This window comes from Psychroserpens sp., assembly GCF_047633235.1.
Lineage (GTDB): Bacteria > Bacteroidota > Bacteroidia > Flavobacteriales > Flavobacteriaceae > Psychroserpens.
In genome coordinates this window covers 23321-47847 of the sequence record NZ_JBLIET010000006.1, presented here as the reverse complement: position 1 = coordinate 47847, position 24527 = coordinate 23321, and the positions used below count along the sequence as shown (strand labels likewise).

Here is a 24527-nt window from a genome sequence, read left to right as displayed (position 1 = left end):
ACTAAATTATTAGATAGATTGAATTAGAAATAACTAAATAAAAAAGTTAACAGCCTCAGCAACTGTTTCCTGTATATTTTTAATACTAGATATGTTAACAGATAAAATTGTATTAACAAAATGGATTTAACGCTACATTGCAAGTTATGTGATCATAAAATCATAGATTTTAAGACAGGTACGCTTTGCGGTTTAACGAATAGAAAACCTGATTTTAAAAATAAATGTAGTGTTATTAAAATACAAGATGATTTCAAAGAGCAAATTGAAACTGTCAATATAGAACATGATGCTATTTTAAAAACTAAGACAGATACTTACGGTCACTTAATAATGTATGTCTTACTTGCAATTGCTTTAGTTTTAGCTGCGTTTTTATTAGGTAAATTCATTTTAGATAAAGGTTTTATCTCCACAATTCCAATAATTATTGTAACCCTAGGATTTAGTGTTTTAGGGGTTGCTTTGGCACCTCTAAACGCCTATAATTCCAATCTAAAAAGAGCTGAGCGAAATAAAGAAGCGCTGGACACAATAGGTAATATGTATGGTTATAAATACGATATTGACATAACTCATTTAAAAGATAGTCTAGGTAATAAATCATACGAGACCGATTTAAAAATTAGAAAATCAAATAACTCACTTTAATATCTCAAGAACAATTTGAAACGTATAAAACCATTTTTTCTCCAAAATAGATTTTTCTATGCGTGCATTGCCATTATGGTATTGTTTGTTTTGAGTTTTATTTTTCCAAGAGGTTTTGTGATTGTTAAATTGCTCGTTCTTTTACTAGTAACGCTCTCTGTTTTAGATACGATCATACTATTTGTAGCTAAAAAAGGAGTTAAAGGTGAGCGCATATTGCCAGAGAAGTTCTCTAATGGTGATGAAAACCCGGTGAATTTAGTAATCAATAACTACTACACATTTAATATTAACACGACAATTATTGATGAAATCCCAGAGCAATTTCAAGTTAGAGATTTTAGTATTCTTCGGAAATTGGAAGCCTCAAGTACTTCTCGAATTGAATATAAATTACGTCCTATAGAACGCGGTGAATATCACTTCGGAAAATTAAATATCTATGTCACTTCGGTCTTTGGCTTAATAGCACGTCGCTTTACTACAGATGACAATGAAATGGTACCAACCTACCCTAGTTTTATGCAATTGCGTAAGTACGATTTGATGGCTATAAGTAATAATTTACATCAATACGGAATTAAAAAAATCCGTAAGATTGGTCATACTATGGAGTTTGAACAAATCAAAGATTATGTATTAGGTGATGATTTACGCACGATTAACTGGAAAGCTACCGCCAAGCGAAACCAATTCATGGTCAACCAGTTTCAGGACGAAAAATCACAACCTGTGTATTCGGTTATTGACAAAGGGCGTGTCATGAAAATGCCTTTTGATGGATTAACACTCCTAGATTATGCCATCAATGCATCCTTAGTGATTTCTAATGTAGCCTTAAAAAAACAAGATAAAGCAGGGATTTTAGCCTTCTCAAAAAAAGTAGAAAACATTGTTGTTGCAGAGCGCCGTACATCTCAAATGAACCTCATTCTAGAAACGCTGTATAATGTAAGTACAGATTTCTATGAGAGTGATTACAGCAGGCTCTACGCAGACGTTAAACGAAATATCAACCAACGAAGTTTAATGCTCTTATACACCAATTTTGAAACCTTAGACAGCTTACATAGGCAACTCCCTTACCTAAAAGGAATTGCTAAAAGTCATTTACTAGTTGTCATCTTCTTTAAAAACACAGAGCTTAATACGATTATTACAGAAAAAGCCGAAACCGTACAGCAAGCCTATGATAAAGTCATTGCTGAAAAATTTGCTTTTGAAAAGCGTTTGATTGTCAATGAACTTCAAAAATATGGTATCCAGTCTATCTTAACATCTCCTCAAGATTTAACTATTGATACTATAAATAAGTATTTAGAGATTAAGGCTCGAGGTTTGTTATAATTCTAAATAGATTGGATTGTATATTTAAAAATCACATAGGCAGACGCCATTAGGGCCAACCGCTCCCTAAATAATGAAATTTCTTATCACAATACGTCAAATCCAACTTATGGAACACAGGAACGTTTTAAATAAATAATTGGAATCAAAATCAAGAAATAAGTAAACAATGAAAAACTTACAGAACAAGTTCATTGTTGAAGACCAATAAAGGTTCGACCGAGTTGTAAAGATGATATTGTTTAAATTTTTCTTCTTCAAATAAAACAACACTTTTATTTCTATGACTCTCATGCGGCTGGGATTCATTCTCTGATTTAAAAAATCATTTACCTTTTATTCAGTTGGAATAACTTCCAATCAAATATTTACTCTGTTGATGAGCATATCGCAAGTGGTAATATTTCTTTTTTCACCCAAAAGGAAAAACTTGCTATTACTACATTAAAAAAGTAAATTGAGCTTTATACTTTTTACTTAAAGCGAGAGAAGCTAGCAAGCAATAAGACATAAAGTAACAAAAGGCTAATAACGTGTAAAAATAAGCGATCGGTTTTTCCCTATTTTGAAAATCTTATGGATTTCCTTATGGTTTGTTTTCTTTCACTAATTTAGTTGAGAGCAAGGGCAATTAACTCTGCCCTGCGCAAAACCTTATCCCTAATTTCTATAAATACGCATTCTAAAAGATAATATAAATGAAAAATATGAAAAGTAAAAAAGCAATAATTACTGGAGGTAGCAGAGGTCTAGGAAAAGCTACTGCTATGGCATTTGCAAAAGAAGGAATTGACATCGCTATAACGGGAAGAAATGAAACAGTTTTGAAAGAAACAGTTACTGAATTGGAAGCGTTTGGCATTAAAGCTATTTATTCAGTATTTGATGTAGGTAACTATGAGGATGTCAAAAAAGGCATCAAGACTATTGTAAAGAACTTAGGCTCTGTCGATATTTTAGTAAACAATGCAGGAATTGCTGCATTTGGGTCTTTTAATGAAATGGATGTTAGCCAATGGAGTCAAATTATCCAAACCAATCTTATGGGCATGTATTATGTAACTAAAGAAGTATTACCTTACTTAATAGATAAAAATGAAGGTGATATAATTAACATAGCTTCTACAGCTGGATTAAATGGAAATGCAAATACATCTGCCTATTCAGCATCAAAATTTGCAGTTATTGGAATGTCTGAGTCCTTAATGAAGGAAGTTCGAAAGAATAATATTAGAGTGTGTACATTAACTCCGAGTACTATAGCATCTGATATGTCTATTGAACTCGGCATTGCAAATAAAGATTCTCATGATAGTATGTTACAACCAGAAGATTTTGCAGAATTAATAGTTGCTAGTTTAAAATTACCAAGAAGAGCAATGCTTAAAGGTGCGTCTTTATGGTCTACAAATCCTTAAGTAATAAATGTGAAAAAAGTTTCCAAAATAATATGTTTATTGGTGATTTAGTAGATCTACTTATTTTATATATTCTTTATATAGACTCACTCATTACATGGGTATAGATCTTTCCAAACGCAGTAGCTATATACAATCACAGCATATAAAAATAATTATAGATCTATAGATTCAAAAATTAGGAATAATTTACTTAACCTTTATCAGTATAATTATAACTAAAAACCTTATTTTTCAAAAATAACACACTCAATTAGAGAATCGCAATTTGTGATGCTATGTAGCAAAGATTCTCAAAAAAATCTCAAAAAAACATAATGTTCACCATATGAAAGAAAATCCTTTAACTATGGAAATGCTGTTAGACCAACTTGTAGGGTTTGACATTATCCAAGTTGCGGCAATTCCAATGATTTTACTTGTAGTATTGGAATGGGTCCTCACAATTATTCAAAAAAAAGATTATTATGATGGCTTAGACACCCTATCAGCGACATGTATTGGGCTTGTTAATGTTAGTATCTCTGCTTTATTAAAAATAGGTATCTATGGAATAATTCTATTTTTCTATAATTTAGTTCCTTGGAGTATTCCAAGAGCGTGGTGGGCCTATATTCTTTGTATTATTTCTATTGATTTTTGTAGATACTGGTCACATAGATTAACGCATGTTAATCGTTTTTGGTGGGCAACTCATGTTACACATCACAATTCTGAAAAATATAATTGGTCTGTGTCTTTTAGGTTAGGCTGGACACAACATATTAAAATCATCTTTTTTATCCCTATAGTTTTGATGGGATTTGACCCTGTTCTTTTTTTTATATGTCATCAAATTGAAGTACTCTATCAGTTTTGGATTCACACTGAATATATTAGGAAATTACCTGCTCCAATAGAATATATATTTGTCACACCATCTCATCACAGAGTTCATCATTCAAGAAACGAAAAATACTTAGACAAAAACTTTGGATCGACATTTATCATTTGGGACAGGATATTTGGGACCTTTCAAGCTGAAGAAGAACAAGCAGTGTACGGCCTTACTAAACCTGTTAATTCATATAATCCCATTACTTTGAATTTTCATGAATGGAAAGACATCTGCATAGATGTAATAAAAAGTCGCTCATTAAAAGAAGCTTACGCAATGATGTTTACAAGCCCGTCTAAATTAGAGATGGTTAAATCTGAATTTAATTCCATTCACGTAGAAGAATATGAACAATTAAATAAAACTGACGCCGATTTCATAAACAATAATAACCGAGAAAAAAAAGGTTAAATAATAATCAACGGTAGATTTTTAAACAGAAAAAGCGATTTCTAAAAACGTGTATAAGCGATTACTGAGTTTGTGTTTATCTAGAAAATATTCGTGGATTTTATAACCGAGTTTTATATTTTTAATAGCTAATGTCAAGAGAAACAATGGCTCATAAGCATATACATTGCTAGTAATTATAAACAGATCATATTCAATGAAAATAAAAAAAATATCATTCGGACTTTTTTTGATTGTATTGGTTTCCTGTAACCAAAATACTAAATCGACTAACTTAGAACTAGAAAGATACTCTGATATTAAAATTACAGGAACTATGAAAAATGTGATGTGGAAAGGAGACTTGGAAGGTATTGTAAATCTTGATTCTATTACAAACAAAAAAGGTCTTTATGGCATTGGACCTGAGAGTTACTTGACAGGAGAAATTCTGATCAATGACGGACAGGCCTATGTATCAAAAGTATTAACAGATTCCACAATGAAAGTCGAAAAAAACTTTGAGGTATCTGCACCGTTTTTTGTTTATGGAAATGTAACTGAATGGAACAAAATTGATTTACCTCCTAGTATTAAATCAACACAAGACTTGGAAAAATTCATTGACGAAAAAACAATTGAATATAAACGACCATTTGCGTTTAAATTAAAAGGAGACGTATCAAAAGCAGTTATACATATCCAAAACTTACCGAAAGGAACTCACGTGTCCTCACCAGAGGATGCGCACAAAGGGCAAACAAATTATAATTTAAAAAACGAAGAGGTTGTAATTATAGGTTTCTTTTCAACCGAACATAAAGGCGTTTTTACTCATCATGACTCTTTTTTGCATCTACATCTAATTACAAAAGATGAACGTAAAATGGGTCATTTAGACATGGCTGAATTTAATGAAATGGAATTATACCTTCCGAAGAAATAAAAACTATAATCAGAAAACTATATAATTAATATCGCATTATTTGTGTACTATAAAAACCTTTTAGGTGTCCTTCTAGTTCATTTTCTTTTGCTAACTTAGTCCTAGTTAACGTAACTAACAATTTACAAATACGTTAGTTGCGCAGTATAGAGAAACAAAATGATACATTTAATAACAGGAAATACCGGTTCAGGAAAAACAACATACTCAGCGGAATTAAAGAGTAAAACGAACGGAATTATTTTTTCAATTGACCAGTGGAATAAGTCACTATTTCTTGCTGACAAAAAACCAAACGACGGACTGGAATGGTTTCTTGAAAGAATTGATAGAGCAGAAAAAATAATAATGGAGTTAGTTCAACAATTGGAAAACTCAAAAACTGATTCCATTCTAGACTTAGGGTTATCAAAATTTGAGCATAGAGAAAAATTTAGAAAATTTTCTAAATCTAATGGTTACGACACAAAAATTCACTTTTTGGATATTTCAAAAGAAACTCGGCTTAAAAGAATATTGAAAAGAAATAATGAAAAAGGAGCCACATTCGAATTTGAAGTAAGTCAAGAAAATTTTGACTTTATGGAAAGTTGGTTTGAGAAACCAACTGAAAAAGAAATTACTAATGGTATAATAATCACCGAGTAAATACACCTCACAAAGTCGCATACACCAAATTACTAGATTTTACTTAAATCCCAAAGCTGCCTATAGATTTCTCTCTCGTTAATTTCATTTAACTAATGTATCTCAAGCTTACCATTATCAAACAGTTTGTACTATTTTATAAGTAGACCAATAGAAATATATTTTATTACTAAATTTAATAAGCATTCATCTATAATTAAGAAGACAATAAGTAAAGTCTCAAATAGAATGGGTTAAACAAATATGAGTTCTATAATGTAAAAACACTAACAATAGTATTAGTTACTCACTAATACAATGTCACCATTTAAGGCTGTCTAAATTGTGATTTTTTAAGCTTTTCCTTAAACATAATTGCAGCACTTGTATAACCACCTTCTGTACCATCTACAAAGTGAATGTGTTTTTCTTCTCTATCTTCTATATAACAAGACATAATAGAAGCATGAGTGACATGCAAACCATATATAATTGTTTTATTAAACTCTAAATCATCGAGGAAACTTTTCAAACTAGCTACTTGTTTATCTGTTCCTGAAATCACAGTATTTAAAGAACCATCGAGCATTATAGTATCTGACAATTGGGCAACTCTATATTTATATAATTTACCCGCTTTAAAAAATTTAAAATAAAACGCTCCAATCTTAGTAATTAACCAGCTACTTGCTAAATAAGTAAGTTGATGTTTTCCAATTTTGGTATACATTTCTTTTCTGATTTTCGCCAAAGAGGTATTTAGTTTCAATTTAATTGTAGAAATTGGATTACGTTTTTCTAAATCACCGAAAATTACATCTATTTCTTTCATAATGGCGCCATATATCTGGGCTTGTTGTTTTTCCATATCACAATCTACCAGAAGACATATCACCTTTTTATCTATTTGATTAGGATAAATTTCATCCCATCGGCATTCCATTCCTTCCAAATTAAGTTTTATATTTTCTTTAGTACTTATCAAAGTAGGTCTAAAACTGTCCTTAATTATTCGTTCTGCATATTTCAATCCATTACCTAAAACTACAGGAGTAGTAAGATATTTATTATGTCTAATCTTAGTTATTTTTAATGTAACGTTCTTCTTATAAACTTTGCCAACCTCTAATTGTCCCACTCGCAAATTTAACTGCAAGGTTTTTTTAATATGCTGACTGTAATTATTCAAGGCCAATAAGACTGGCTCTAATACAGCAGTTGGGACAAGAAATATAGAACCATCCCCTCCAAAAAAATAAGGAATTTTAATTGTATTGTCTATAGTTTTTAAAGTGTTTAAAACTGTAACTATACTGCCTGTCGCACTTAGATTAACATCGTTATGTAAGCCCTTAGCAACAGCAACTGTAGAATTCTCTATATCTGTTATGACTATAGACCAATTTTCAGGGACATTGTAAAATAAACTATCATTTTTTAAAAGTTCTGTAAGAGGTAAATTATTTTTAGAAATATCTTTGTAAAAATTTAAATCATTTTCCATAGTAACGACATATCTCTTATTTAATAAGTCTTTTTAAAGATAATACTTAAGCTCAAGATAAAACTAGTTCTTAAAAATAATTATGAATTATTAAAAATAAATCTTCATCTTGGCAATACATCATAATTAGATATTAGCTGATGAGTATCAATACCCTTTTCTTTACCACTGTATTCTGAAATAGATAATTAGTGGTTTTGTAAAGTATGTAAACTTAATGTGTATATAATTAAGCCCCTATTACGAGCCTATTCATGAAAATCAACGCTCCAAATAATTTTGGATATAAACAAAGTTCTCCACAGTACGTTTGACTTCCATTTCTTTTTACTCAAATAAAGTTATATGACTTAGAGTGATTGCTATTTTTTTTTGATTCTGTAAAAATTAATAAGAGAAAAGTTATTGGTAAATAATTAGTGCCAAAACAAATACAAAAAGAGAATATAAATTTTCACTTATATGCTTCTTTTTTACAGCTCATCTATAAAAAATCACAGTTGGGTCAGCCTCTTTTAGTAATTATCTAGTGAAGTAATATATTTGGACCATCAATAACAAACAATTCTGCTAAATATAGCTTAAGCTAACCATTTAAAACAACCTATTATGAAATCAACAATTCACAAACTAATTAACAACGACCGAACTCTTGTAAGTAAAACTTTAGTCTTATCTATCGCATTAATACTAGTATCAACTTTAGGCTTTGCTCAAGAAACAAAAGGACAAACTATAACTGTAACTATAGAAAATGCGAAAAGTGATGAAGGTAAAATACTAGTATCACTAAATACAAAAGACAACTTTATGAAAGGTGCTGGAGTTCAAAATGCAGTATCTGAAATTAAAAACGGAACAGCAACTATTACTTTTGAAAACGTCCAGCCAGGAGAATATGCCATTATGGTAATGCACGACGCAAACGGAAACAATAAATTAGATTTTGAAGCTAACGGTATGCCCAAAGAATCTTACGGAACATCAAATAACCCAAGAAGTTTTGGACCTCCAAACTATGACGATGCCAAATTCAATGTGGAAAAAGAAGATTTAAAATTATCAATTAGATTCTAAAACAAATAGCATCATCAATAAATCCATTATTTAGTCAAAGAAAGAGCCTCGTTAAGAGGCTCTTTCTGTTATCAATTAGTTACCAGTTCAACCTGAACATTAGATTAGGTGTAAAACCTAATGAAAACTTATCAATTGTTTCGATATCTCCGTTAAAATCATTGTTTCCGCGATATTCTCGACTAATGAAATTAGTTTTATTATAGATGTTTCGAATAGATAAACCCACTTCAGCTCTCAGCTTACTAGTTTTTAAAAACTTAAAACTATAGGTACTAGAAAAGTCAAGTCTATGATAATTTGGCAATCGTTTTGTATTTATACCACTATTAAATTCCAAACCATCTTCTCCCGCTACGGCCACAGTATAGGGCTTTCCTGTTTGCCATCTCCAGCCAAGTGCTATTTGAAAATTAGACAATTTATAACTTACCGATGTTGAAAACGCATGTCTTACATTAGATCTAGAGTTGAAATAATTATTACCATTAAGAGCATTAAATTTACTTTTAGAATTATTAAATGAATAACTCACCCAAGTATTAAACCCATTAAACCGTTTTTTTAAAAACAAATCAACACCATATATATTTTGCTCACCTAAATTAAACGTACTATTTTCAGGATTCAAAAAGCCTAACGACAGCGCTGTTATATGGTCTAATGCCTTGTAGTAATTATCGATATCAATGGTCCAACCATTAGTTGTGTATATAAATCCTGCGGAAACCTGCCTACTATTAATAATAGGAAATTCATTACCATTTGCCAACCTCCAAACTCTATTCTCTAATGATAAGTCACTAATAATAGTTTCATCAATTTCACTAATAATCTGATTTTTTATTTCTGCAGAAATTTGAAGTTTCACATTTTTAAAGAGATTTTTATAAAGTAATAATCGAGGTTCAAACTTGAAGGCCTCTAATTCTTTAAAATAAGTGGCCCTTGCTCCTACCCTAATGTCAAATAGTTTCGGGTTTTTGTAATCATAGTTTCCATATACACTATGAGTTTGTACTACGGTTTTATCTTCGTCGAGAATAAACGCCAAATTAGTAGTGTTTAAAAACGCATAACCAACATCTTTTAAAACATACTGATAGCCAAATGTCGCTCTGTTATTCGAGTTAATTTCCCAATCTATTTCCGAAGATATACCAGAATCAAAAATGACATTGCGTTTTTCAAAATCTGACGTTTGCTCATCAGCTTCCGAAGTAATAAAATTATAATTGAGTTTATATTCTGAAAAATAGGCAGAGGTATGTTGCTTTAAATTAGCACGCCATAATTTTGTCCAACCTAGACCATAACCAGAGTTTTTTATCGACATCCGATCATTAAAGGTTTCATTACTTTGAGTTTCACTAACCGTATAATCTAATTGGTTATCAATAGAAATCACACTAGCATAGAAGTTATTCTGTGCGTTAGGTTTATAGTTTAGTTTGATATTATAATCTAAAAAATCAAAGCTATTATTAGGATTATCTCCATTTTTAATCTTCGTACTTTCAAATACCTTGTCTGCAAGTTTCTCAAAGGTATAAGATTGATATGTATTTGTATAGCTAGAGCGAACAGAAGCTTGAATAGCCAGTTTATCTTTGATAATAGGCACTTCAATATAAGCATCACCATTAATACCATTAAAGCCTAATTGAGCATTAAATTTGTTCTCAATTTTTGTTGTGGTGGTCATCGAGATCACACTTGATGCACGTTCACCATACCTAGGATGTGTTCCTTTATTTATAAAAGTGATATTTTTTGTTGCATTAGGATTAAATGGAGATATCATACCGAAAAGATGTCCTTTATGGTACATATTAATACCATCCCAGACTAACCTATTTTGGTCCATTTTACCACCTCTAACTAAAAAACCAGAGGCTGTTTCATTTGGACTAACAACACCTGGTAATAACTGAATACTTTCTAAAACATCTGGCTCTGTAAGTCCAGGTAAACCCCCTAAACTAGAAGGAATTAGTTGATAGGCCCCATTTTTATTTTTAGATATGCCTTTAGTGAGGTAGCTGGTAATAAGAATTCTATCCAGCTTCTCGATATTTGTATTATTTTTTAATTTATACACTATAATATAGCGTTGCCCAATAATCTCAAAAGTGAGCTTAGTTTGAACTTCAAGTTCAAACAATACCTGATTCAAGGTGCGTTGTTCTCGTTTTAGGGTAATTTTAAAATCATTTATGATGTCATCTTGATACGAAAACCTCACGTCATATACATCTTCAATTTTATCAAAAGCATCATCTAAACTACGGCTATTCATATAAATGAAAAATTTGGCCTCTTCTTGTGAAAAGCCCAAAAACGGTAGAATTAACAAAATTTTGATAATCAATTTCTTCACTTCGTGCTCAAATAGATGTTTCTTTTTTCTTTTTCAATATATCCTATTTGTAAGGGTTTAAACACAGTTTTTAATGCAGTATCTAAATCGTTATGAGTAAAACTACCTGTATAAATTATGTTGTAATTAATATCCTTTGAATTGATCTCTATATCGTATTGTGCCTCTAAACTCTTTATTACATATTTCAAAGGGACACTCTCAAATGAACTTTCTCCATGAATCCAAGAAGGATTTAAAACAATAGTAGCCCCTTTTTCTATCACACTACCATTTATTCGTCTTACAAACTTGGTAGGTAATAAAATATAGTCTTCATCTTTCGTGGTAACACTTACTTTACCTTCAAAACAAGTGACTTCAAATAGATTGCCCAAAGAATTCACATTAAATTGGGTGCCTAATACTTTGACATCTCCATTGTCTGTAAGGACAGTAAAAGTGCTTCCTTTTTTTACTTTGAAGTAGGCTTCACCTATTAAATTTAGTGTCCTATTATTTTTCCAATCATTTTCATTATAAGTCAAGGTAGATTTAGAGTTTAAGATAACTTCAGATCCGTCTAAAAGCACAATTGCTTTTTGTTCTCCAAAATTGGTCTCTATACTTATTATATCATCACCAAGAATAAAAAATAATCCAAATAACAAGATAACAGATGCAGCGATACCTAGTAACCAATTATTAGAATTTAAATTTCGCACCTTAGTGCTTTTGTTAGATATATGATTTTGAATTTTCACAAAAGAGGTATCTGTTGAGGATTCTAAGGCATCATAGGTCTGAATTCCTTTTCTAAGTTTTAAAAAAGAATTGTAATCTGCTCTAGAAACCATAGTTTTTAGCTTCTCGTCCGAGAGTTCTCCCGCTAACCATTTGGCTAGAAATGTATCTTTTTCGCTATGTAAATTTTGTTCTTTCATGATATTCTAATCCTAAGACAACTTTATTAAATAAAACCCTACCTCTACAGTTGACTAATTTAAATATTACCTATTTTTTCTCTCATTACTACTAAGGCTAAATGCATTCGCTTTTCTACTGCTTTAACTGAAATCTCTAAATGCTCTGCAATCTCTTTGTATTTCTTTTTTTCTATTCTATTCAATAAAAAAACTTCTTTTTGCTTTTCTGGCAGACCATTTATTGTGCGCTCTAGTTTTTCCATAAACTCCTTTTCTAACATGATAAACTCTGGAGATTCATTTGTACTGTGACTCACTAAAGTTTCGTGATGTTTTTTGACCACCTTGTCATGCTTTATTGTATTTAGAAAGGTATTTGTGGCAACTGTATATAAATAGCTCTTGACACTATTGTAGTCTACTTTACTACAATTATCCCACAACTTAATAAAGGTCTCTTGTAAAAGATCTTCAGCCTTATCAATATTTTGAGTTTTAAAAAATATAAAACGTCTTAAATCTTTTGAATACTGTTTGTAAATAGTTTCAAAAGTTTTAGTTTCACATATTTTCTGCAGATCTTTTCGCATGTGTTGGTTTGCATAATTATACGTCAAAATTAAACAAAAACTAATTATAGAAAAAAGTAGGGTTTTTTTAAAGTGTGTTGTCTTAGTAATGATTGATCACTAAAAAATTAAATCCAAATTTAAAAATTGAAACTATGAAAATTTTAAAATCAGCTTTTTTAAGCATCTTATTTGTCGCTTTTTGCTTGACCTCGTGTACGAACGATGAACCGGTAATAGAGCAACAGAGCATTGAGGAAAGTCTAGCTATCACGACCTCTTTATCTCAACTGAGTCTGCAGTTTAATAGTCAAGGTGATATAGAGACATCAGCAAACCCAGCAGGAAATATTGTATTCGATTTCTGTTTTGATTTTGTCTATCCATTAAATCTATCCTATAATACAGGAACAACAGTAACTGTAAATAGTCTTGAAGGTCTAGTTCAAATTCTAATCAATTCAAACCAAGATTTATTTATTAACGGTATCGCATTTCCTTTTGATGTTGAGGCTTATGATGATGACTCAGATTCTATAGTCATCGTGACCATCAATAATGAAGACGAGTTTATTAATCTTTTAGAAGATTGTGATTTTGATAATGAATTTGAATGTGAGTGTACTGAAGAGTACAGCCCTGTATGTGTCGAAATAACAGCACCAAATGGAGAAACATTCTTGATGACGTATCCAAATGCTTGTTCTGCAGAATGTGACGGTTTTACCGAAGCTGATTTTTCTAACACCTGTGAAGGAGATTATAACTGGTCTGGAGGAAACGAGTGTTTTACATATAACTTCCCTTTGACTATTATTACAGATAATGACGAAACCATAACTGTAAATTCGCAGGAAGAGCTAAACACTGCACTCTATAACTCATACTATTTTGATTTTGCATATTCATTTGACGTGACCTTAGCTGATGGAACATTACTTACAATTGGCAACGAAGAGGCCCTTATTGAGCTATTAGAAGGTTGTTTTGGAGATGATGATGATGATGATGATGATGATGATGATGATTGTAATTGCGATGAAGAATTTGCCCCAGTATGTGTTCAAGTTATTGAAGATGGTGTGACAGTAATTTCTGTATTCACTAATGCCTGTGTAGCGCTCTGCGAAGGATTCACTGAGGCAGACTTTGTAACATGTGAGGACAATAACAATCCTAACAATTGTAGTGAACAAGAAGTACTTGCTTATTTAGTGGAATGCGAATGGTATATAAACACTAGTCTGTATGAAAATGCAGCTTTGGAATATATAGAATTTAATCAAGATGGCACATTAGAAGTTTATAATGAAGGAACTGATGTTACTGTCCAAGGCTCATGGAATTTAGCTTCCAATCCTAATGCAGGAGATGTATTTATGTTCTTTAATATTGGAGCGCCTTATGCAACGGTATCTCAATTAGATTGGACTGTAACTCAATGTAGCGAAGGATTTATTATACTTGAATCTGGTAATGAGTTTATTCAACTAGTACGCGACTGTGATGATAATAATAATAATAATCCGGATGATTGCAGTGAGGAAGATGTTGCTGGTTTACTAGTAGTATGTCAATACTGGTCGGTAATCATAAATAATCAAGAATATGAATATGTATTTGGTAGCGATGGTACTGTGACTGTTAGTATAAATAACGCCTCTATTGCGTCAGGAACATGGTCAACCTCTACAAACGGAGATGGTGATGCAGTCGTTAGTATTAATACAAACTCAGATAACTTCAATAGTGACTGGACATTCTTAAGTTGCTCAGATGACAATATTATTGTTAGTAGTTCTGCAAATTGGATGTCTAATATAGAATCTGGTTGCCCATAAGAAAATAAAATTGATTTTTTTATAATTGAAAAGCCCTTCAGATATCATTTTTCTGAAGGGCTTTTTTTTATCTCTATTTTCCTTTAAATATTAGATACTTTCGCCTAACCAAGCTTTCATCATCCAAACTGTTTTCTCTTGTTCGGTAATAAAATCGCTCATCATTGAGTTTGTTCCTTCATCATTAGCTTCAGCAGAATCATCTAAAATTTGACGCTCTATCTTTAATAATTCATAAAGTGAACCCACGATGAGTTGTACTGCTTTTTCATCTTCGGAAATGTTCTTACCCACAGGTACTTTGGCTGCTTTAGAATAATCTTCAAACGTATGCAAGGGTGTTACACCAAGTGTTAAAATACGTTCTGCAATTTCATCTACTTTAAGATTGGCATCTGTATACAATTCCTCAAACTTAGGATGTAAATCAAAAAACCTTTTACCTCTAATATTCCAATGAATTCCTCTTAAATTTTGGTAATATATTTGAAAATTTGCTAAGAGCGAATTTAACTCATCAGCAATTTCTTTTGTCTTCTTGGTATCTAAACCTATACTATTAGTTTTCATAATCTTTATGTTTTGTTCTACGAAGTTAATATTACTTTAGCTTAACATATCATAGTTTTCATGAATGGTTGTTATATCTTTATAGCCTAAATCAATAACAATGACAATCACACAGTTAAAATACGTATTAGCAATTGCCGAACATAAGAATTTTACTAAAGCTGCAGAAAAATGTTTTGTTACACAGCCTACTTTAAGTACTCAGATACAAAAATTAGAAGATGAGTTAGACGTTCTAATTTTTGATAGAGGTAAAAAACCCATAGAACTTACAGATGTGGGACGCAAAATTGTACAACAAGCAAAAAATATTGTTGACGAATCTGAACGTATACAAGATATCGTAGATCAACAAAAAGGATTTATAGGCGGCGAATTTAGAATTGGTATCATACCAACGGTTATGCCGACCCTTTTGCCTATGTTTCTTAAAAACTTCATTAAAAAATATCCAAAAGTGCACCTTAAAATAGAAGAACTCACTACCGAAGAGATCATAACGCGTCTTATGGATGGTCACCTAGATGCTGCAATTGCAGCAACACCATTAGAAAATGACACTATAAAAGAACGTGTTCTCTATTATGAACCCTTTGTAGCTTACATCCCTAATGATCATAGATTAAAAGACAAGAAAAAAATTGATGTTACTGATTTAGATTTAAATGACATGCTTCTTCTAGAAGATGGACATTGCTTTAGAGACGGTGTCATCAACCTCTGTAAAGTATTTAAAAGTCACGAAGATGATAAATTTCAATTAGAAAGCGGAAGTATTGAAACACTAGTCAAATTATCTAATGAAGGCTTAGGCATGACGCTTCTACCTTATTTAAATACACTTGATCTCAATGAGAAAATGTCTGAAAAATTACGTCATTTTAAGGAACCTTCTCCAGCGAGAGAAGTCAGCATTATCTATCATAAAAACGAGCTTAAAATGCAAATTATAGAGGCTCTTCACAATGTGATATCTGGCGTTATTCGTGGTGCAATTGCGTTTCAAAATGTAGAAATTATTAGTCCGTTGCCAAATAACACGAAACCTTAATTATTTGAGATTTACACATTTCCGAATACCTCAATCGCAGTTATCATATAATATTATAACTGCGCTTTTTTATTGACCTTTTTGGGACATAAAAAAAAGCGACAATAAAGTCGCTTTTTTTTATGCTTTTAATAAGATTAAACATCGATCTAACTCTGGGTTTTGTAAAATTAAAGATTTAATATAAATCTTAAGCTCTTCAATTTCATAAGGTAATAATCGCTGAAGTGCTTTTTGTAATTCTTTACAAAACAATGTACTGTCAAAACTGACTTTACTGAGTACTGTTTTAGTGTACTCAAACATTGCTCTTGCCATTTTTTTTTAGTTTTTAGGTTAATTAAGAGTAGTCGTGCTATATAGGCTTTGTTTTAATTATTACACTCTAAATGTAATGAAAAAAAAGATCGAATTGACTAAGAGTAATAATTTTAACAGCCAATGAAAAGTTAAAACCTATTATCACCATCCAAAATATTACCCAAACCACCTAAAATACTTCCTTCACCTTTACTATTGCCTCCTTTTGGTAATGAAGCTATGACACGACCAGCTAATCTACTAAATGGTAACGATTGTATATATACAACTCCTGGACCTTGCAATTTCGCGTAGAATAAACCTTCCCCTCCAAAAACGGTGTTCTTGATACCTCCAATAAATTCAATATCATAATCTACATCTTGTGTAAACCCAATAAGACATCCAGTATCCACCCTCAACGTCTCCCCTGATGCTAATATTTTTCTTGCTGTGGTTCCACCTGCATGCACAAAAGCCATACCGTCACCTTCGAGCTTTTGCATGATAAAACCTTCACCTCCAAAAAGGCCGCGACCTAATTTTTTAGAAAATTCAATGCCTATGCTTACGCCTTTTGCTGCGCATAGAAAAGCATCTTTCTGGCAAATAAATTTCCCATTATATGCCGTAAGGTCAATTGGGATAATTTTTCCGGGATAGGGAGATGCAAATGATACATTACGTTTTCCATTGAGGTTATTATAAAAAGCGGTCATAAATAAGTTTTCTCCCGTGAGAATACGTTTTCCTGCTCCTAATATTTTTCCGAAGAAACCTGTATCTTTTTGAGAACCATCTCCAAATATAGTTTCCATTTCAATACCATCATCCATCATCATAAAGCTACCAGCTTCTGCAATGACCCCTTCCTCAGGATCGAGTTCTATCTCGACATATTGCATTTCTTCTCCGTAAATTCTGTAGTCTATTTCGTGTGAGTTCATAATGTTCTATGATGTTTAGGTATCTGCTGTTAAGTTGTGACCACTATATAAGTGGTCATACTTTACTATTTGTTACAAATAAATAAAAAAGCACTATTTTTTTGCACTAAAAACTGCAATTGCCATTATATACTGACAGTAAGCATTACGCTTTTACTTTAAGTGTCCACTCAAAGTTAAAATCTGAAACTTGTACACCTTCTTTATTAATCCCTTTAGCATTTAACCAAACGGTTTGTCCTTCTCCAGTTTGTATCGCCTGGGTAATAGCCTCATCAACCTTTTGTCCTTCATCACAAGAAAAAGTAATTCTGCCAGTAGCCTTTTTTGTAAAGGAGGCATTGTTAGTGGCCACTAATATCGACACTCTTTTACCACTTTCTTTAGCTTTAGACATCACCAGAGCTCCTGTTGTTAACTCTGCAGCCATACCTTGAACTGCCCAAAACATAGAGTTAAAAGGGTTTTGATTAATCCATCTGTGTTTTACAGATACGATACATGTTGTATCATTTAAAGACTTTGTACGCACGCCACAAAAATATGCAGCGGGTAGTTTAAATAATAAAAATGTATTGAGTTTACTTGGCGAAACGTTCATATATACTGGATATTTTAGCTAAAATATCAAAAATAATCGGAATTCCAATTTGTTAATATTGTGTTAAATTTAAGTACTATGCGTAACATAATACCTTTTTAAAGACATATATTTGTATAAGAAATTACTATATGCTTTTTCATCATGACAACTAATCATCAAAAAAACATCGCAACTTTTATTCATTTATCAACCTTTAGTAGGTTTATAATTCCGTTAGGAAATTATCTTGGGCCCATTATATTGTGGATAATAAACAAAGATAAATCTGAATTTATAGATACACATGGCAAACAAGCCATCAATTTTCAAATTAGTATTTTGTTGTATACGTTAATTATGGGTACACTTACTATTCCGTTTTTTGTTTTCAAGTTTTTTAACGGTTTAGACTTTATAGATTTTCATGGGTTTCATGATTTTCACATCAATATAGGAGAACCCTCTCCACTACTGTATGTAACAGGTGGTTTAGGTTTTATAGCCATTATTGGATTTATTCTAGAACTCGTATTTATAGTTATTGCTAGTTTAAAAGCTAGAGATGGTGAGTTGTATAAATACCCTTTAACTATTAATTTTTTAAAATAAAATCATGCGAATTAATCACTCGCTATCTATATATAAAAATCAATCAATCAAAAAATGAACAGTTTATTTAAATTTAATCTCATCCTGATATGACACGAGCATTATCTAAGTTATTGTTGAACTATCAAATCGTCAAAAATGCACACTGCAGAAGACCTTTGAAAAACATTAGAAAAATTTTATGAAAATAGAAAACACAAAAGCACAAATGCGGAAAGGTGTATTAGAATACTGTATTTTATCAGTATTAAAAGATGATGATGCCTATGTCGCAGAAATCTTAGGCACACTTAAAGATGCAAAACTGCTCGTTGTAGAGGGGACTATCTATCCACTTCTCACAAGGCTAAAAAATGCAGGATTACTCAATTATCGTTGGGAAGAATCCACCTCTGGACCACCAAGAAAATATTATGGTCTTACAGAGACAGGTCAGTTATTTTTAAAAGAATTAACAACAACCTGGACCGAATTACAAAACGCAGTTAATATAGTAACAAGACAAAAAAACACGAAATAATGAATAAAACAGTCAACATAAATTTAGCAGGTATATTCTTCCACATTGATGAAGATGCATACTTAAAATTACAACGCTATCTTGAGGCTATAAAACGTTCATTTACAGACTCTCAAGGTCGTTCTGAAATTATTTCAGATATAGAAGCGCGTATTGCAGAACTTTTTACTGAGCGTGTACAAAACACAAAGCAAGTTATTGGAAATAAAGAAGTTGAAGACGTAATCACCATCATGGGACAACCTGAAGATTACCTTGTTGACGATGAAATTTTTGAAGATGAACCTCAGCAACAAACCTATTCTAGTAAACGTAATGCAACATCAAAGAAACTATATAGAGATTCAGACAATTCTTATGTTGGAGGTGTTTCTTCGGGATTAGCTCATTATTTTGGTATTGATGCCCTTTGGATTCGTTTAATTTGGATATTACTCATATTTGGAGCAGGAACTGGAGTGTTACTTTATATATTACTTTGGATTTTTGTTCCTCAAGCAGTTACAACATCAGAAAAATTACAGATGAAGGGAGAGCAAGTAAATATCTCCAACATTGAAAAAAAAATCAAGGACGGATTTGATAGCGTCTCAAGCGCAGTTCAAAATGTAGATTTAAAAAAACATGGTGATAAAATCAAGGATAGCTTTGATCATGTGTCTGGTTCTATTTCCGAAGGAGTAAAAAAAGCAGATTTACCACGTCAAGGCGAGCGCATTAAATCAACATCCAGCTCATTTTTTGAAGCCATAGGTAGTATATTCATGTTCTTTATAAAAATTTTCGCGAAGTTTTTTGGTTTAATCTTAATGTTCGTAGGCGCAGTAACCATAATTTCATTAGTCATTAGTCTGTTTAGTGTCAACATAATGGATAATATTCATTTCCCAGGAGTTGATTTCTTTGATGTTACAGATGCCACAAGAATACCTGTTTGGTTGATGTCTTTGATGTTGTTTCTATTCTTCGGAATAATAGCATTCTTTGTTTTCTATTTAGGACTTAAGATTTTAATTACTAATCTAAAATCTATTGGTAAGACTGCGAAATACACATTATTGGGATTGTGGATAATCGCATTTATTACATTAGCTGTAACCCTCGCTAGGTTTGGAATGAGCTACAAAGATGAAGGATCATATATAAAAACCGAAAAAATAGCTTCTCTTACTAAAAAGGATACTATCATAGTAAGAATGAACAAAAATGATTTATTAACCACAAAATACAATAGAAATTACAGATTTAGAACTGCCTATAACGAGAATGATGAAAAAGTATTATTCTCTCAAGGTGTGAGGCTTATTGTAAAAACGACAAGTGATAGTATTGCTAAAATACGAATAGAGCGCGCAGCTAAGGGCTACAACATATCTGATGCTATGTCAAGAGCAGAAAAAATAGATTACACATATGAGATTAAAGGAAAGACGATATTATTAAATAGTTATTTCACGCTTCCTTTAAATGAATCTAGAAAAGATCAAGAGGTAAATATCACATTGTATTTGCCGGAAGGCAGCATCCTTTATGCCGATGAAAACACATTTAATTATCATTACAATGGCTCATATTATGACAATATTTTGGATCAAGACATGGAAGAACATCATCTTAAAATTATCACTAATGGAATTGAGTGTTTGGACTGCCCAATCGAAGAACCGTTTAAAACTGAAGTTAATGTGGAAGAAGAAAATGGATTAGAAATTAACGAGAATGGCATCAAAGCAACGTCAAATAACGGTAGTCTTCAAATTGATAACAAAGGCATAAAGGCAAAAACTGGCGAGGTCGAATACGAAATTGACGAGGATGGTATAAAAATAACAACAGATAATGACAATAATTAACACTTCATCGCAATTAATCAACGGTTCAAGTAATTAAAATTTAACTAACCAACTATTTTTCAAATATTTGAACCATCACAATCAATCAAAAAATGAAACAGTATTTATTTTTATTTTTCTTCGGAATAGGATTTAGTATCAATGCACAGACCTATTCCGAAGTTTATAAAACTTTAAAAGCTAATGATAGTTTAATATTTGAGCGCTCATTTAACAAGTGTGAATTGCAATACCTAGATCAACTCATCTCTGATGATTTTGAATTTTACCATGATACTGCAGGTATTACCAATTCAAAAGAACTATTTATTCAAACCATGAAAGACGGTGTCTGTAAATCTAACAGCGCAACAAAGCCAACTCGAGAATTAGTTGAGGGAAGCATAGAAGTCTTCCTATTAAAACACAATGGAAAAATTTATGGCGCCTTACAAAACGGGATTCACCACTTTTTTGAAACAACCAACGGACATAAAGTTGCTGGTAGTGCTGCAAAATTTTCTCACTTATGGCTTTTAGAAAACGATAAATGGTTTTTAAAGCGTGTCATAAGCTTTGATCATCAAATGAAATAATAATCATCATCAACAAAAAAAAATCAATCATGACAACACTTACAAAATTCACAATCGGAATCTTATTAAGTTTATTATTCGTCTCTTGCAATTTTGACATCAACTTAGATTCGGGTGTTAGGGGAAATGGTATTGTATCAACAGTAGAGAGAACTCTGGATGCAGACTTTAACCAAATAGAAGTTAGCAGAGGCTTAGACGTATATCTCACACAAAGTGACACGCCATCTTTAAAGGTACAAGCAGATGAAAATTTACATGAAATTATCATTACCAAAATTGAAAATGGCATATTAAAAATCTATGCTGAAGACAATATTAGAAAATCTGAATCAAAAAAAATAATGGTAAACATTACAACTCTAAATTCTCTAAGCGCTACTAGCGGTAGTGACGTGTTTTCTACAAATACAATTAAAGCAGAAACTATAAAACTAATCACGACGAGTGGAGCAGATATCGAGATAAATCTTGATGCACAACACGCAATACTCGCGTCAACTAGTGGAAGCGATATTAAAGTAAAAGGTGCTACCAATACATTAAGCGCGTCTGCAACAAGTGGAAGTGACATAGATGCTGAAGATCTTATTTCTCAAATATGTACAGCTTCTGTAACTAGTGGTGCCGATATTTCGGTATACGTTAAAGAAAAAATTACTGCTAGTGCAACGAGTGGCGGGGACATCAAGTATTATGGTAATCCTAAAAACACGAGTATCTCTGATGCTGTTTCTGGTAGTGTTAGAAAGCAGTAAATACATGTAAACAACCAGCAAATACGACGTTATTTTAAAACCATTTCAAACTCAAATCAAGTTTGGGATGGTTTTTGTTTTATATTTGTTCTAATAATGATCTGGTATTGACTTTTGTTTTAAACTAAATTATTTCTAAAAGCATAGCTTGAGCTATCGTTTTAAAATAATGATGTTAGGTTTCAAAATTTAGGCTTTAGAGATGAAAGAAAAAGCAAACACGAGTTCAACAAACAAATTATAATGAAAAATAGTACTTTAATTCTACTACTCGTTTTCGGTTTTGGCACATACAGTTTTGCCCAAGAGCTAGAAAAAATAAAAGGGGATAGAAATTTAACGATTGAACAAACTTACATCGATGGTTTTAAAACAATCGTTGTAGGAGAGGATTTTAATATTGAGTTATTTTATAGTAAAAAACCTTCTGTACAGATTGAAACAGATAGTAATCTCCACGAGTATATAAAAATTAATGTTATAGACAGTGTTCTTACGATTACAACCTCTCGTGAAATAAGCGCTAGAAGCCTAAATATCAAAGTAAATTACAGTAACGCTTTCTCTAATATTGAAGTTAAAGATGATGCCGAAGTACGCTCACTAACATCCTTAGAATTAACTGATGCGTCTCTAAAAACCAGTGGTTCTGCAAGAGCATATCTTAACATTAAAGCCAATTCTTTTAGTTTTGTAAGTACAGAAAAAGCCAAAGTAAAACTTAATGTTACTGCAACTGATGTTGCTTTAGAAATTAGTGATAATACTAAAATGGATGCACTCATAAATGCCACTGATATGAAAATGGATTTATATCAACGATCTAGTGCAACTTTAGAAGGAACTGTTACGAATCTTAATCTTAGAGCAGATAATAACTCTCAATTAAACGGAAAGAATTTCACAACCAAAACTTGCGCTATTCTTACTGAAATGAATAGCAACATTTATATAGACGTTATAGATGCTATTACAATTGACGCTTCTGGATCTAGTGAAATTTACCTCTTCGGAAATCCAAAAATCACACTTAATACCTTTATCGGAACAGTTAAACTACAAAAGAAAGAAAAGTAGAGTTTACACATTTCCGAAGTGCATATGATAAGAAACCCGAAGCTTTAAAAGTTTCGGGTTTTTTATTTATAGATGTTACTAAGTTTAGTAAACTGGAGTAGATATCTCAAAATCAGAGTCCTTAGCTGCCAAATAACGCTCTGCATCTAAGGCTGCCATACAACCCGTTCCTGCCGCTGTGACTGCTTGACGATACACATGATCTGCTGCATCACCAGAGACAAATACACCCTCTACATTTGTTTTAGATGTTCCTGGTGTATTGATGATATAACCCGTCTTATCTAGTGTCAAGAAATTCTTAAAAATATCTGTATTTGGTTTGTGACCAATCGCTACAAAAAATCCAGTTCCTGGAATATCAAACGTCTCATTCGTTTTATTATTTATAGCTCTCACACCTGTTACTACTTGTCCGTCACCTAAAACCTCGTCAGTTTCTGTATTGAAAAGTATCTCGATGTTTTTAGTGTTTTTCACTCTGGTTGCCATGATTTTAGAAGCTCTGAATTCATCCTTTCTTACCAACATGGTTACCTTGCTACAGAGCTTTGATAAATAATGTGCTTCTTCACAAGCACTATCTCCTGCTCCAACAATAACAACTTCTTGATTTCTATAAAAGAAGCCATCACAAACTGCACAAGCAGAAACACCCCCACCAAGTTTAAGATACTTTTGCTCTGAGTCTAAACCTAAATATTTAGCAGATGCTCCGGTTGAAATAATGATGGTTTGACAGTGAATTTCTTTAGTTTCATTAACCCAAATTTTATGAGTATCTCCAGAAAAATCAACTTTGGTCACCCAACCATCACGAATATCTGTACCAAAACGAGCTGCTTGGTTTTGTAACTCTATCATCATTGCTGGACCTGTGATACCATCTGGATATCCTGGGAAATTTTCTACATCATTGGTAGTTGTTAATTGACCTCCTGGTTGTGTGCCTTGATATAATACTGGCTCCATATTAGCTCTTGCAGCATATATAGCCGCTGTATAGCCTGCAGGACCAGATCCTATGATTAGACATTTTAATTTTTCTATTGTATCTGACATGTTATTTTAATTCAGTTTATTCTAAACAAAAGTAGGATTATTGATAGAATACTTACATTAAAAGTATTAAAAGTTATTATCACATCATAA

At 31.9% G+C, this 24527-nt stretch carries 24 protein-coding genes; 15 read left to right on the top strand and 9 right to left on the bottom strand.

Translation table 11 applies throughout. The features are described 5' to 3' along the window. The first annotated feature begins 120 nt into the window (after nucleotides 1–120). The 6 genes from ACJAZK_RS03140 (at nucleotide 121) to ACJAZK_RS03115 (ending at nucleotide 6277) form a co-directional block, all read left to right on the top strand. Entirely contained in the window at nucleotides 121–651 is a 531-nt protein-coding gene (locus tag ACJAZK_RS03140; protein ID WP_415222570.1) for a hypothetical protein, read from the top strand. A gap of 15 nt (nucleotides 652–666) precedes the next feature. Beyond that, entirely contained in the window at nucleotides 667–1998 is a 1332-nt protein-coding gene (locus ACJAZK_RS03135; RefSeq protein ID WP_415222569.1) for a DUF58 domain-containing protein, read from the top strand. Between the two features lie 698 nt (nucleotides 1999–2696). After that, nucleotides 2697–3416 carry a 3-ketoacyl-ACP reductase gene (locus tag ACJAZK_RS03130; RefSeq protein WP_415222568.1) on the top strand — a complete coding sequence of 240 codons (720 nt, stop codon included), beginning with the start codon at nucleotides 2697–2699 and terminating at the stop codon, nucleotides 3414–3416. Nucleotides 3417–3744: 328 nt separating this feature from the next. Then, nucleotides 3745–4704 carry a sterol desaturase family protein gene (locus tag ACJAZK_RS03125; RefSeq protein ID WP_415222567.1) on the top strand — a complete coding sequence of 320 codons (960 nt, stop codon included), beginning with the start codon at nucleotides 3745–3747 and terminating at the stop codon, nucleotides 4702–4704. Between the two features lie 196 nt (nucleotides 4705–4900). After that, a complete protein-coding gene (locus tag ACJAZK_RS03120; RefSeq protein WP_415222566.1) occupies nucleotides 4901–5629 on the top strand; it encodes an acetolactate decarboxylase in 729 nt (242 codons plus the stop codon). A gap of 159 nt (nucleotides 5630–5788) precedes the next feature. Continuing rightward, nucleotides 5789–6277 carry an AAA family ATPase gene (locus ACJAZK_RS03115; RefSeq protein WP_415222565.1) on the top strand — a complete coding sequence of 163 codons (489 nt, stop codon included), beginning with the start codon at nucleotides 5789–5791 and terminating at the stop codon, nucleotides 6275–6277. A 307-nt stretch (nucleotides 6278–6584) separates the two neighbouring features. Here ACJAZK_RS03115 and ACJAZK_RS03110 read toward each other — a convergent pair whose 3' ends face one another. Next, nucleotides 6585–7760, bottom strand: a complete 1176-nt coding sequence (locus ACJAZK_RS03110; protein ID WP_415222564.1) for a DUF3095 domain-containing protein — start codon at nucleotides 7758–7760, stop codon at nucleotides 6585–6587. A 609-nt stretch (nucleotides 7761–8369) separates the two neighbouring features. Here ACJAZK_RS03110 and ACJAZK_RS03105 point away from each other — a divergent pair. Beyond that, the gene (locus ACJAZK_RS03105; RefSeq protein ID WP_415222563.1) at nucleotides 8370–8837 is read left to right on the top strand and encodes a DUF2141 domain-containing protein; all 468 of its coding nucleotides are present in this window, start codon (nucleotides 8370–8372) and stop codon (nucleotides 8835–8837) included. Between the two features lie 79 nt (nucleotides 8838–8916). On the opposite strand, the gene ACJAZK_RS03100 is transcribed toward ACJAZK_RS03105, so the two are convergent. From ACJAZK_RS03100 to ACJAZK_RS03090, 3 genes are all read right to left on the bottom strand, one after another. After that, nucleotides 8917–11136: a TonB-dependent receptor domain-containing protein gene (locus ACJAZK_RS03100; protein ID WP_415222562.1), complete on the bottom strand. Its 2220-nt coding sequence runs from the start codon at nucleotides 11134–11136 to the stop codon at nucleotides 8917–8919. Between the two features lie 77 nt (nucleotides 11137–11213). After that, nucleotides 11214–12140 carry a FecR family protein gene (locus tag ACJAZK_RS03095; protein WP_415222561.1) on the bottom strand — a complete coding sequence of 309 codons (927 nt, stop codon included), beginning with the start codon at nucleotides 12138–12140 and terminating at the stop codon, nucleotides 11214–11216. Nucleotides 12141–12199: 59 nt separating this feature from the next. Next, on the bottom strand, nucleotides 12200–12712 hold the full coding sequence (locus tag ACJAZK_RS03090; RefSeq protein WP_415222560.1) for an RNA polymerase sigma factor: 513 nt from the start codon (nucleotides 12710–12712) through the stop codon (nucleotides 12200–12202). 134 nt (nucleotides 12713–12846) lie between these two features. On the opposite strand from ACJAZK_RS03090, the gene ACJAZK_RS03085 reads away from it, so the two are divergent. Continuing rightward, nucleotides 12847–14532 (top strand): hypothetical protein, encoded by a 1686-nt coding sequence (locus ACJAZK_RS03085; protein ID WP_415222559.1) that lies wholly within the window; start codon nucleotides 12847–12849, stop codon nucleotides 14530–14532. A gap of 90 nt (nucleotides 14533–14622) precedes the next feature. On the opposite strand, the gene ACJAZK_RS03080 is transcribed toward ACJAZK_RS03085, so the two are convergent. Continuing rightward, nucleotides 14623–15102, bottom strand: coding sequence for a Dps family protein (locus ACJAZK_RS03080; protein ID WP_415222558.1), 480 nt, complete (start codon nucleotides 15100–15102; stop codon nucleotides 14623–14625). A gap of 100 nt (nucleotides 15103–15202) precedes the next feature. Between ACJAZK_RS03080 and ACJAZK_RS03075 the strand changes: the two genes are divergently transcribed. Continuing rightward, on the top strand, nucleotides 15203–16153 hold the full coding sequence (locus ACJAZK_RS03075; RefSeq protein WP_415222557.1) for a LysR family transcriptional regulator: 951 nt from the start codon (nucleotides 15203–15205) through the stop codon (nucleotides 16151–16153). 120 nt (nucleotides 16154–16273) lie between these two features. Here ACJAZK_RS03075 and ACJAZK_RS03070 read toward each other — a convergent pair whose 3' ends face one another. The 3 genes from ACJAZK_RS03070 to ACJAZK_RS03060 all read right to left on the bottom strand — a co-directional run bounded on the left by ACJAZK_RS03070 (nucleotide 16274) and on the right by ACJAZK_RS03060 (nucleotide 18001). Further along, nucleotides 16274–16471 (bottom strand): hypothetical protein, encoded by a 198-nt coding sequence (locus ACJAZK_RS03070; protein ID WP_037052181.1) that lies wholly within the window; start codon nucleotides 16469–16471, stop codon nucleotides 16274–16276. Nucleotides 16472–16602: 131 nt separating this feature from the next. Beyond that, entirely contained in the window at nucleotides 16603–17400 is a 798-nt protein-coding gene (locus tag ACJAZK_RS03065) for a TIGR00266 family protein (RefSeq protein WP_415222556.1), read from the bottom strand. A 145-nt stretch (nucleotides 17401–17545) separates the two neighbouring features. Then, nucleotides 17546–18001, bottom strand: a complete 456-nt coding sequence (locus tag ACJAZK_RS03060) for a DUF4442 domain-containing protein (RefSeq protein WP_415222555.1) — start codon at nucleotides 17999–18001, stop codon at nucleotides 17546–17548. 144 nt (nucleotides 18002–18145) lie between these two features. Between ACJAZK_RS03060 and ACJAZK_RS03055 the strand changes: the two genes are divergently transcribed. From ACJAZK_RS03055 to ACJAZK_RS03030, 6 genes are all read left to right on the top strand, one after another. Beyond that, complete coding sequence (locus tag ACJAZK_RS03055) at nucleotides 18146–18592, top strand: DUF4870 domain-containing protein (protein WP_415222554.1); 447 nt, start codon at nucleotides 18146–18148, stop codon at nucleotides 18590–18592. A gap of 181 nt (nucleotides 18593–18773) precedes the next feature. Then, nucleotides 18774–19112, top strand: coding sequence for a PadR family transcriptional regulator (locus ACJAZK_RS03050; protein ID WP_415222553.1), 339 nt, complete (start codon nucleotides 18774–18776; stop codon nucleotides 19110–19112). After that, nucleotides 19112–20965: a PspC domain-containing protein gene (locus ACJAZK_RS03045; RefSeq protein ID WP_415222552.1), complete on the top strand. Its 1854-nt coding sequence runs from the start codon at nucleotides 19112–19114 to the stop codon at nucleotides 20963–20965. Before ACJAZK_RS03050 ends, ACJAZK_RS03045 begins: the two co-directional genes overlap by 1 nt. Before the next feature lie 92 nt (nucleotides 20966–21057). After that, entirely contained in the window at nucleotides 21058–21540 is a 483-nt protein-coding gene (locus ACJAZK_RS03040; RefSeq protein ID WP_415222551.1) for a nuclear transport factor 2 family protein, read from the top strand. A gap of 29 nt (nucleotides 21541–21569) precedes the next feature. Next, on the top strand, nucleotides 21570–22298 hold the full coding sequence (locus ACJAZK_RS03035; protein WP_415222550.1) for a head GIN domain-containing protein: 729 nt from the start codon (nucleotides 21570–21572) through the stop codon (nucleotides 22296–22298). A 243-nt stretch (nucleotides 22299–22541) separates the two neighbouring features. Beyond that, nucleotides 22542–23375 (top strand): GIN domain-containing protein, encoded by an 834-nt coding sequence (locus ACJAZK_RS03030; protein ID WP_415222549.1) that lies wholly within the window; start codon nucleotides 22542–22544, stop codon nucleotides 23373–23375. A gap of 84 nt (nucleotides 23376–23459) precedes the next feature. On the opposite strand, the gene trxB is transcribed toward ACJAZK_RS03030, so the two are convergent. Beyond that, nucleotides 23460–24437 carry a thioredoxin-disulfide reductase gene (gene trxB, locus ACJAZK_RS03025; protein WP_415222548.1) on the bottom strand — a complete coding sequence of 326 codons (978 nt, stop codon included), beginning with the start codon at nucleotides 24435–24437 and terminating at the stop codon, nucleotides 23460–23462. Nucleotides 24438–24527: the final 90 nt, after the last annotated feature.

Bases quoted from the DNA above. Each gene is read 5' to 3' on its own strand.
- ACJAZK_RS03100 (WP_415222562.1), bottom strand. From the start codon at position 11,136: ATGAATAGCCGTAGTTTAGATGATGCTTTTGATAAAATTGAAGATGTA.
- ACJAZK_RS03110 (WP_415222564.1), bottom strand. From the start codon at position 7,760: ATGGAAAATGATTTAAATTTTTACAAAGATATTTCTAAAAATAATTTA.
- ACJAZK_RS03125 (WP_415222567.1), top strand. From the start codon at position 3,745: ATGAAAGAAAATCCTTTAACTATGGAAATGCTGTTAGACCAACTTGTA.
- ACJAZK_RS03085 (WP_415222559.1), top strand. From the start codon at position 12,847: ATGAAAATTTTAAAATCAGCTTTTTTAAGCATCTTATTTGTCGCTTTT.
- ACJAZK_RS03075 (WP_415222557.1), top strand. From the start codon at position 15,203: ATGACAATCACACAGTTAAAATACGTATTAGCAATTGCCGAACATAAG.
- ACJAZK_RS03090 (WP_415222560.1), bottom strand. From the start codon at position 12,712: ATGCGAAAAGATCTGCAGAAAATATGTGAAACTAAAACTTTTGAAACT.
- ACJAZK_RS03045 (WP_415222552.1), top strand. From the start codon at position 19,112: ATGAATAAAACAGTCAACATAAATTTAGCAGGTATATTCTTCCACATT.
- ACJAZK_RS03115 (WP_415222565.1), top strand. From the start codon at position 5,789: ATGATACATTTAATAACAGGAAATACCGGTTCAGGAAAAACAACATAC.
- trxB (WP_415222548.1), bottom strand. From the start codon at position 24,437: ATGTCAGATACAATAGAAAAATTAAAATGTCTAATCATAGGATCTGGT.
- ACJAZK_RS03065 (WP_415222556.1), bottom strand. From the start codon at position 17,400: ATGAACTCACACGAAATAGACTACAGAATTTACGGAGAAGAAATGCAA.
- ACJAZK_RS03140 (WP_415222570.1), top strand. From the start codon at position 121: ATGGATTTAACGCTACATTGCAAGTTATGTGATCATAAAATCATAGAT.
- ACJAZK_RS03055 (WP_415222554.1), top strand. From the start codon at position 18,146: ATGACAACTAATCATCAAAAAAACATCGCAACTTTTATTCATTTATCA.
- ACJAZK_RS03050 (WP_415222553.1), top strand. From the start codon at position 18,774: ATGAAAATAGAAAACACAAAAGCACAAATGCGGAAAGGTGTATTAGAA.
- ACJAZK_RS03030 (WP_415222549.1), top strand. From the start codon at position 22,542: ATGAAAAATAGTACTTTAATTCTACTACTCGTTTTCGGTTTTGGCACA.
- ACJAZK_RS03070 (WP_037052181.1), bottom strand. From the start codon at position 16,471: ATGGCAAGAGCAATGTTTGAGTACACTAAAACAGTACTCAGTAAAGTC.
- ACJAZK_RS03060 (WP_415222555.1), bottom strand. From the start codon at position 18,001: ATGAACGTTTCGCCAAGTAAACTCAATACATTTTTATTATTTAAACTA.
- ACJAZK_RS03080 (WP_415222558.1), bottom strand. From the start codon at position 15,102: ATGAAAACTAATAGTATAGGTTTAGATACCAAGAAGACAAAAGAAATT.
- ACJAZK_RS03130 (WP_415222568.1), top strand. From the start codon at position 2,697: ATGAAAAATATGAAAAGTAAAAAAGCAATAATTACTGGAGGTAGCAGA.
- ACJAZK_RS03120 (WP_415222566.1), top strand. From the start codon at position 4,901: ATGAAAATAAAAAAAATATCATTCGGACTTTTTTTGATTGTATTGGTT.
- ACJAZK_RS03105 (WP_415222563.1), top strand. From the start codon at position 8,370: ATGAAATCAACAATTCACAAACTAATTAACAACGACCGAACTCTTGTA.
- ACJAZK_RS03040 (WP_415222551.1), top strand. From the start codon at position 21,058: ATGAAACAGTATTTATTTTTATTTTTCTTCGGAATAGGATTTAGTATC.
- ACJAZK_RS03035 (WP_415222550.1), top strand. From the start codon at position 21,570: ATGACAACACTTACAAAATTCACAATCGGAATCTTATTAAGTTTATTA.
- ACJAZK_RS03095 (WP_415222561.1), bottom strand. From the start codon at position 12,140: ATGAAAGAACAAAATTTACATAGCGAAAAAGATACATTTCTAGCCAAA.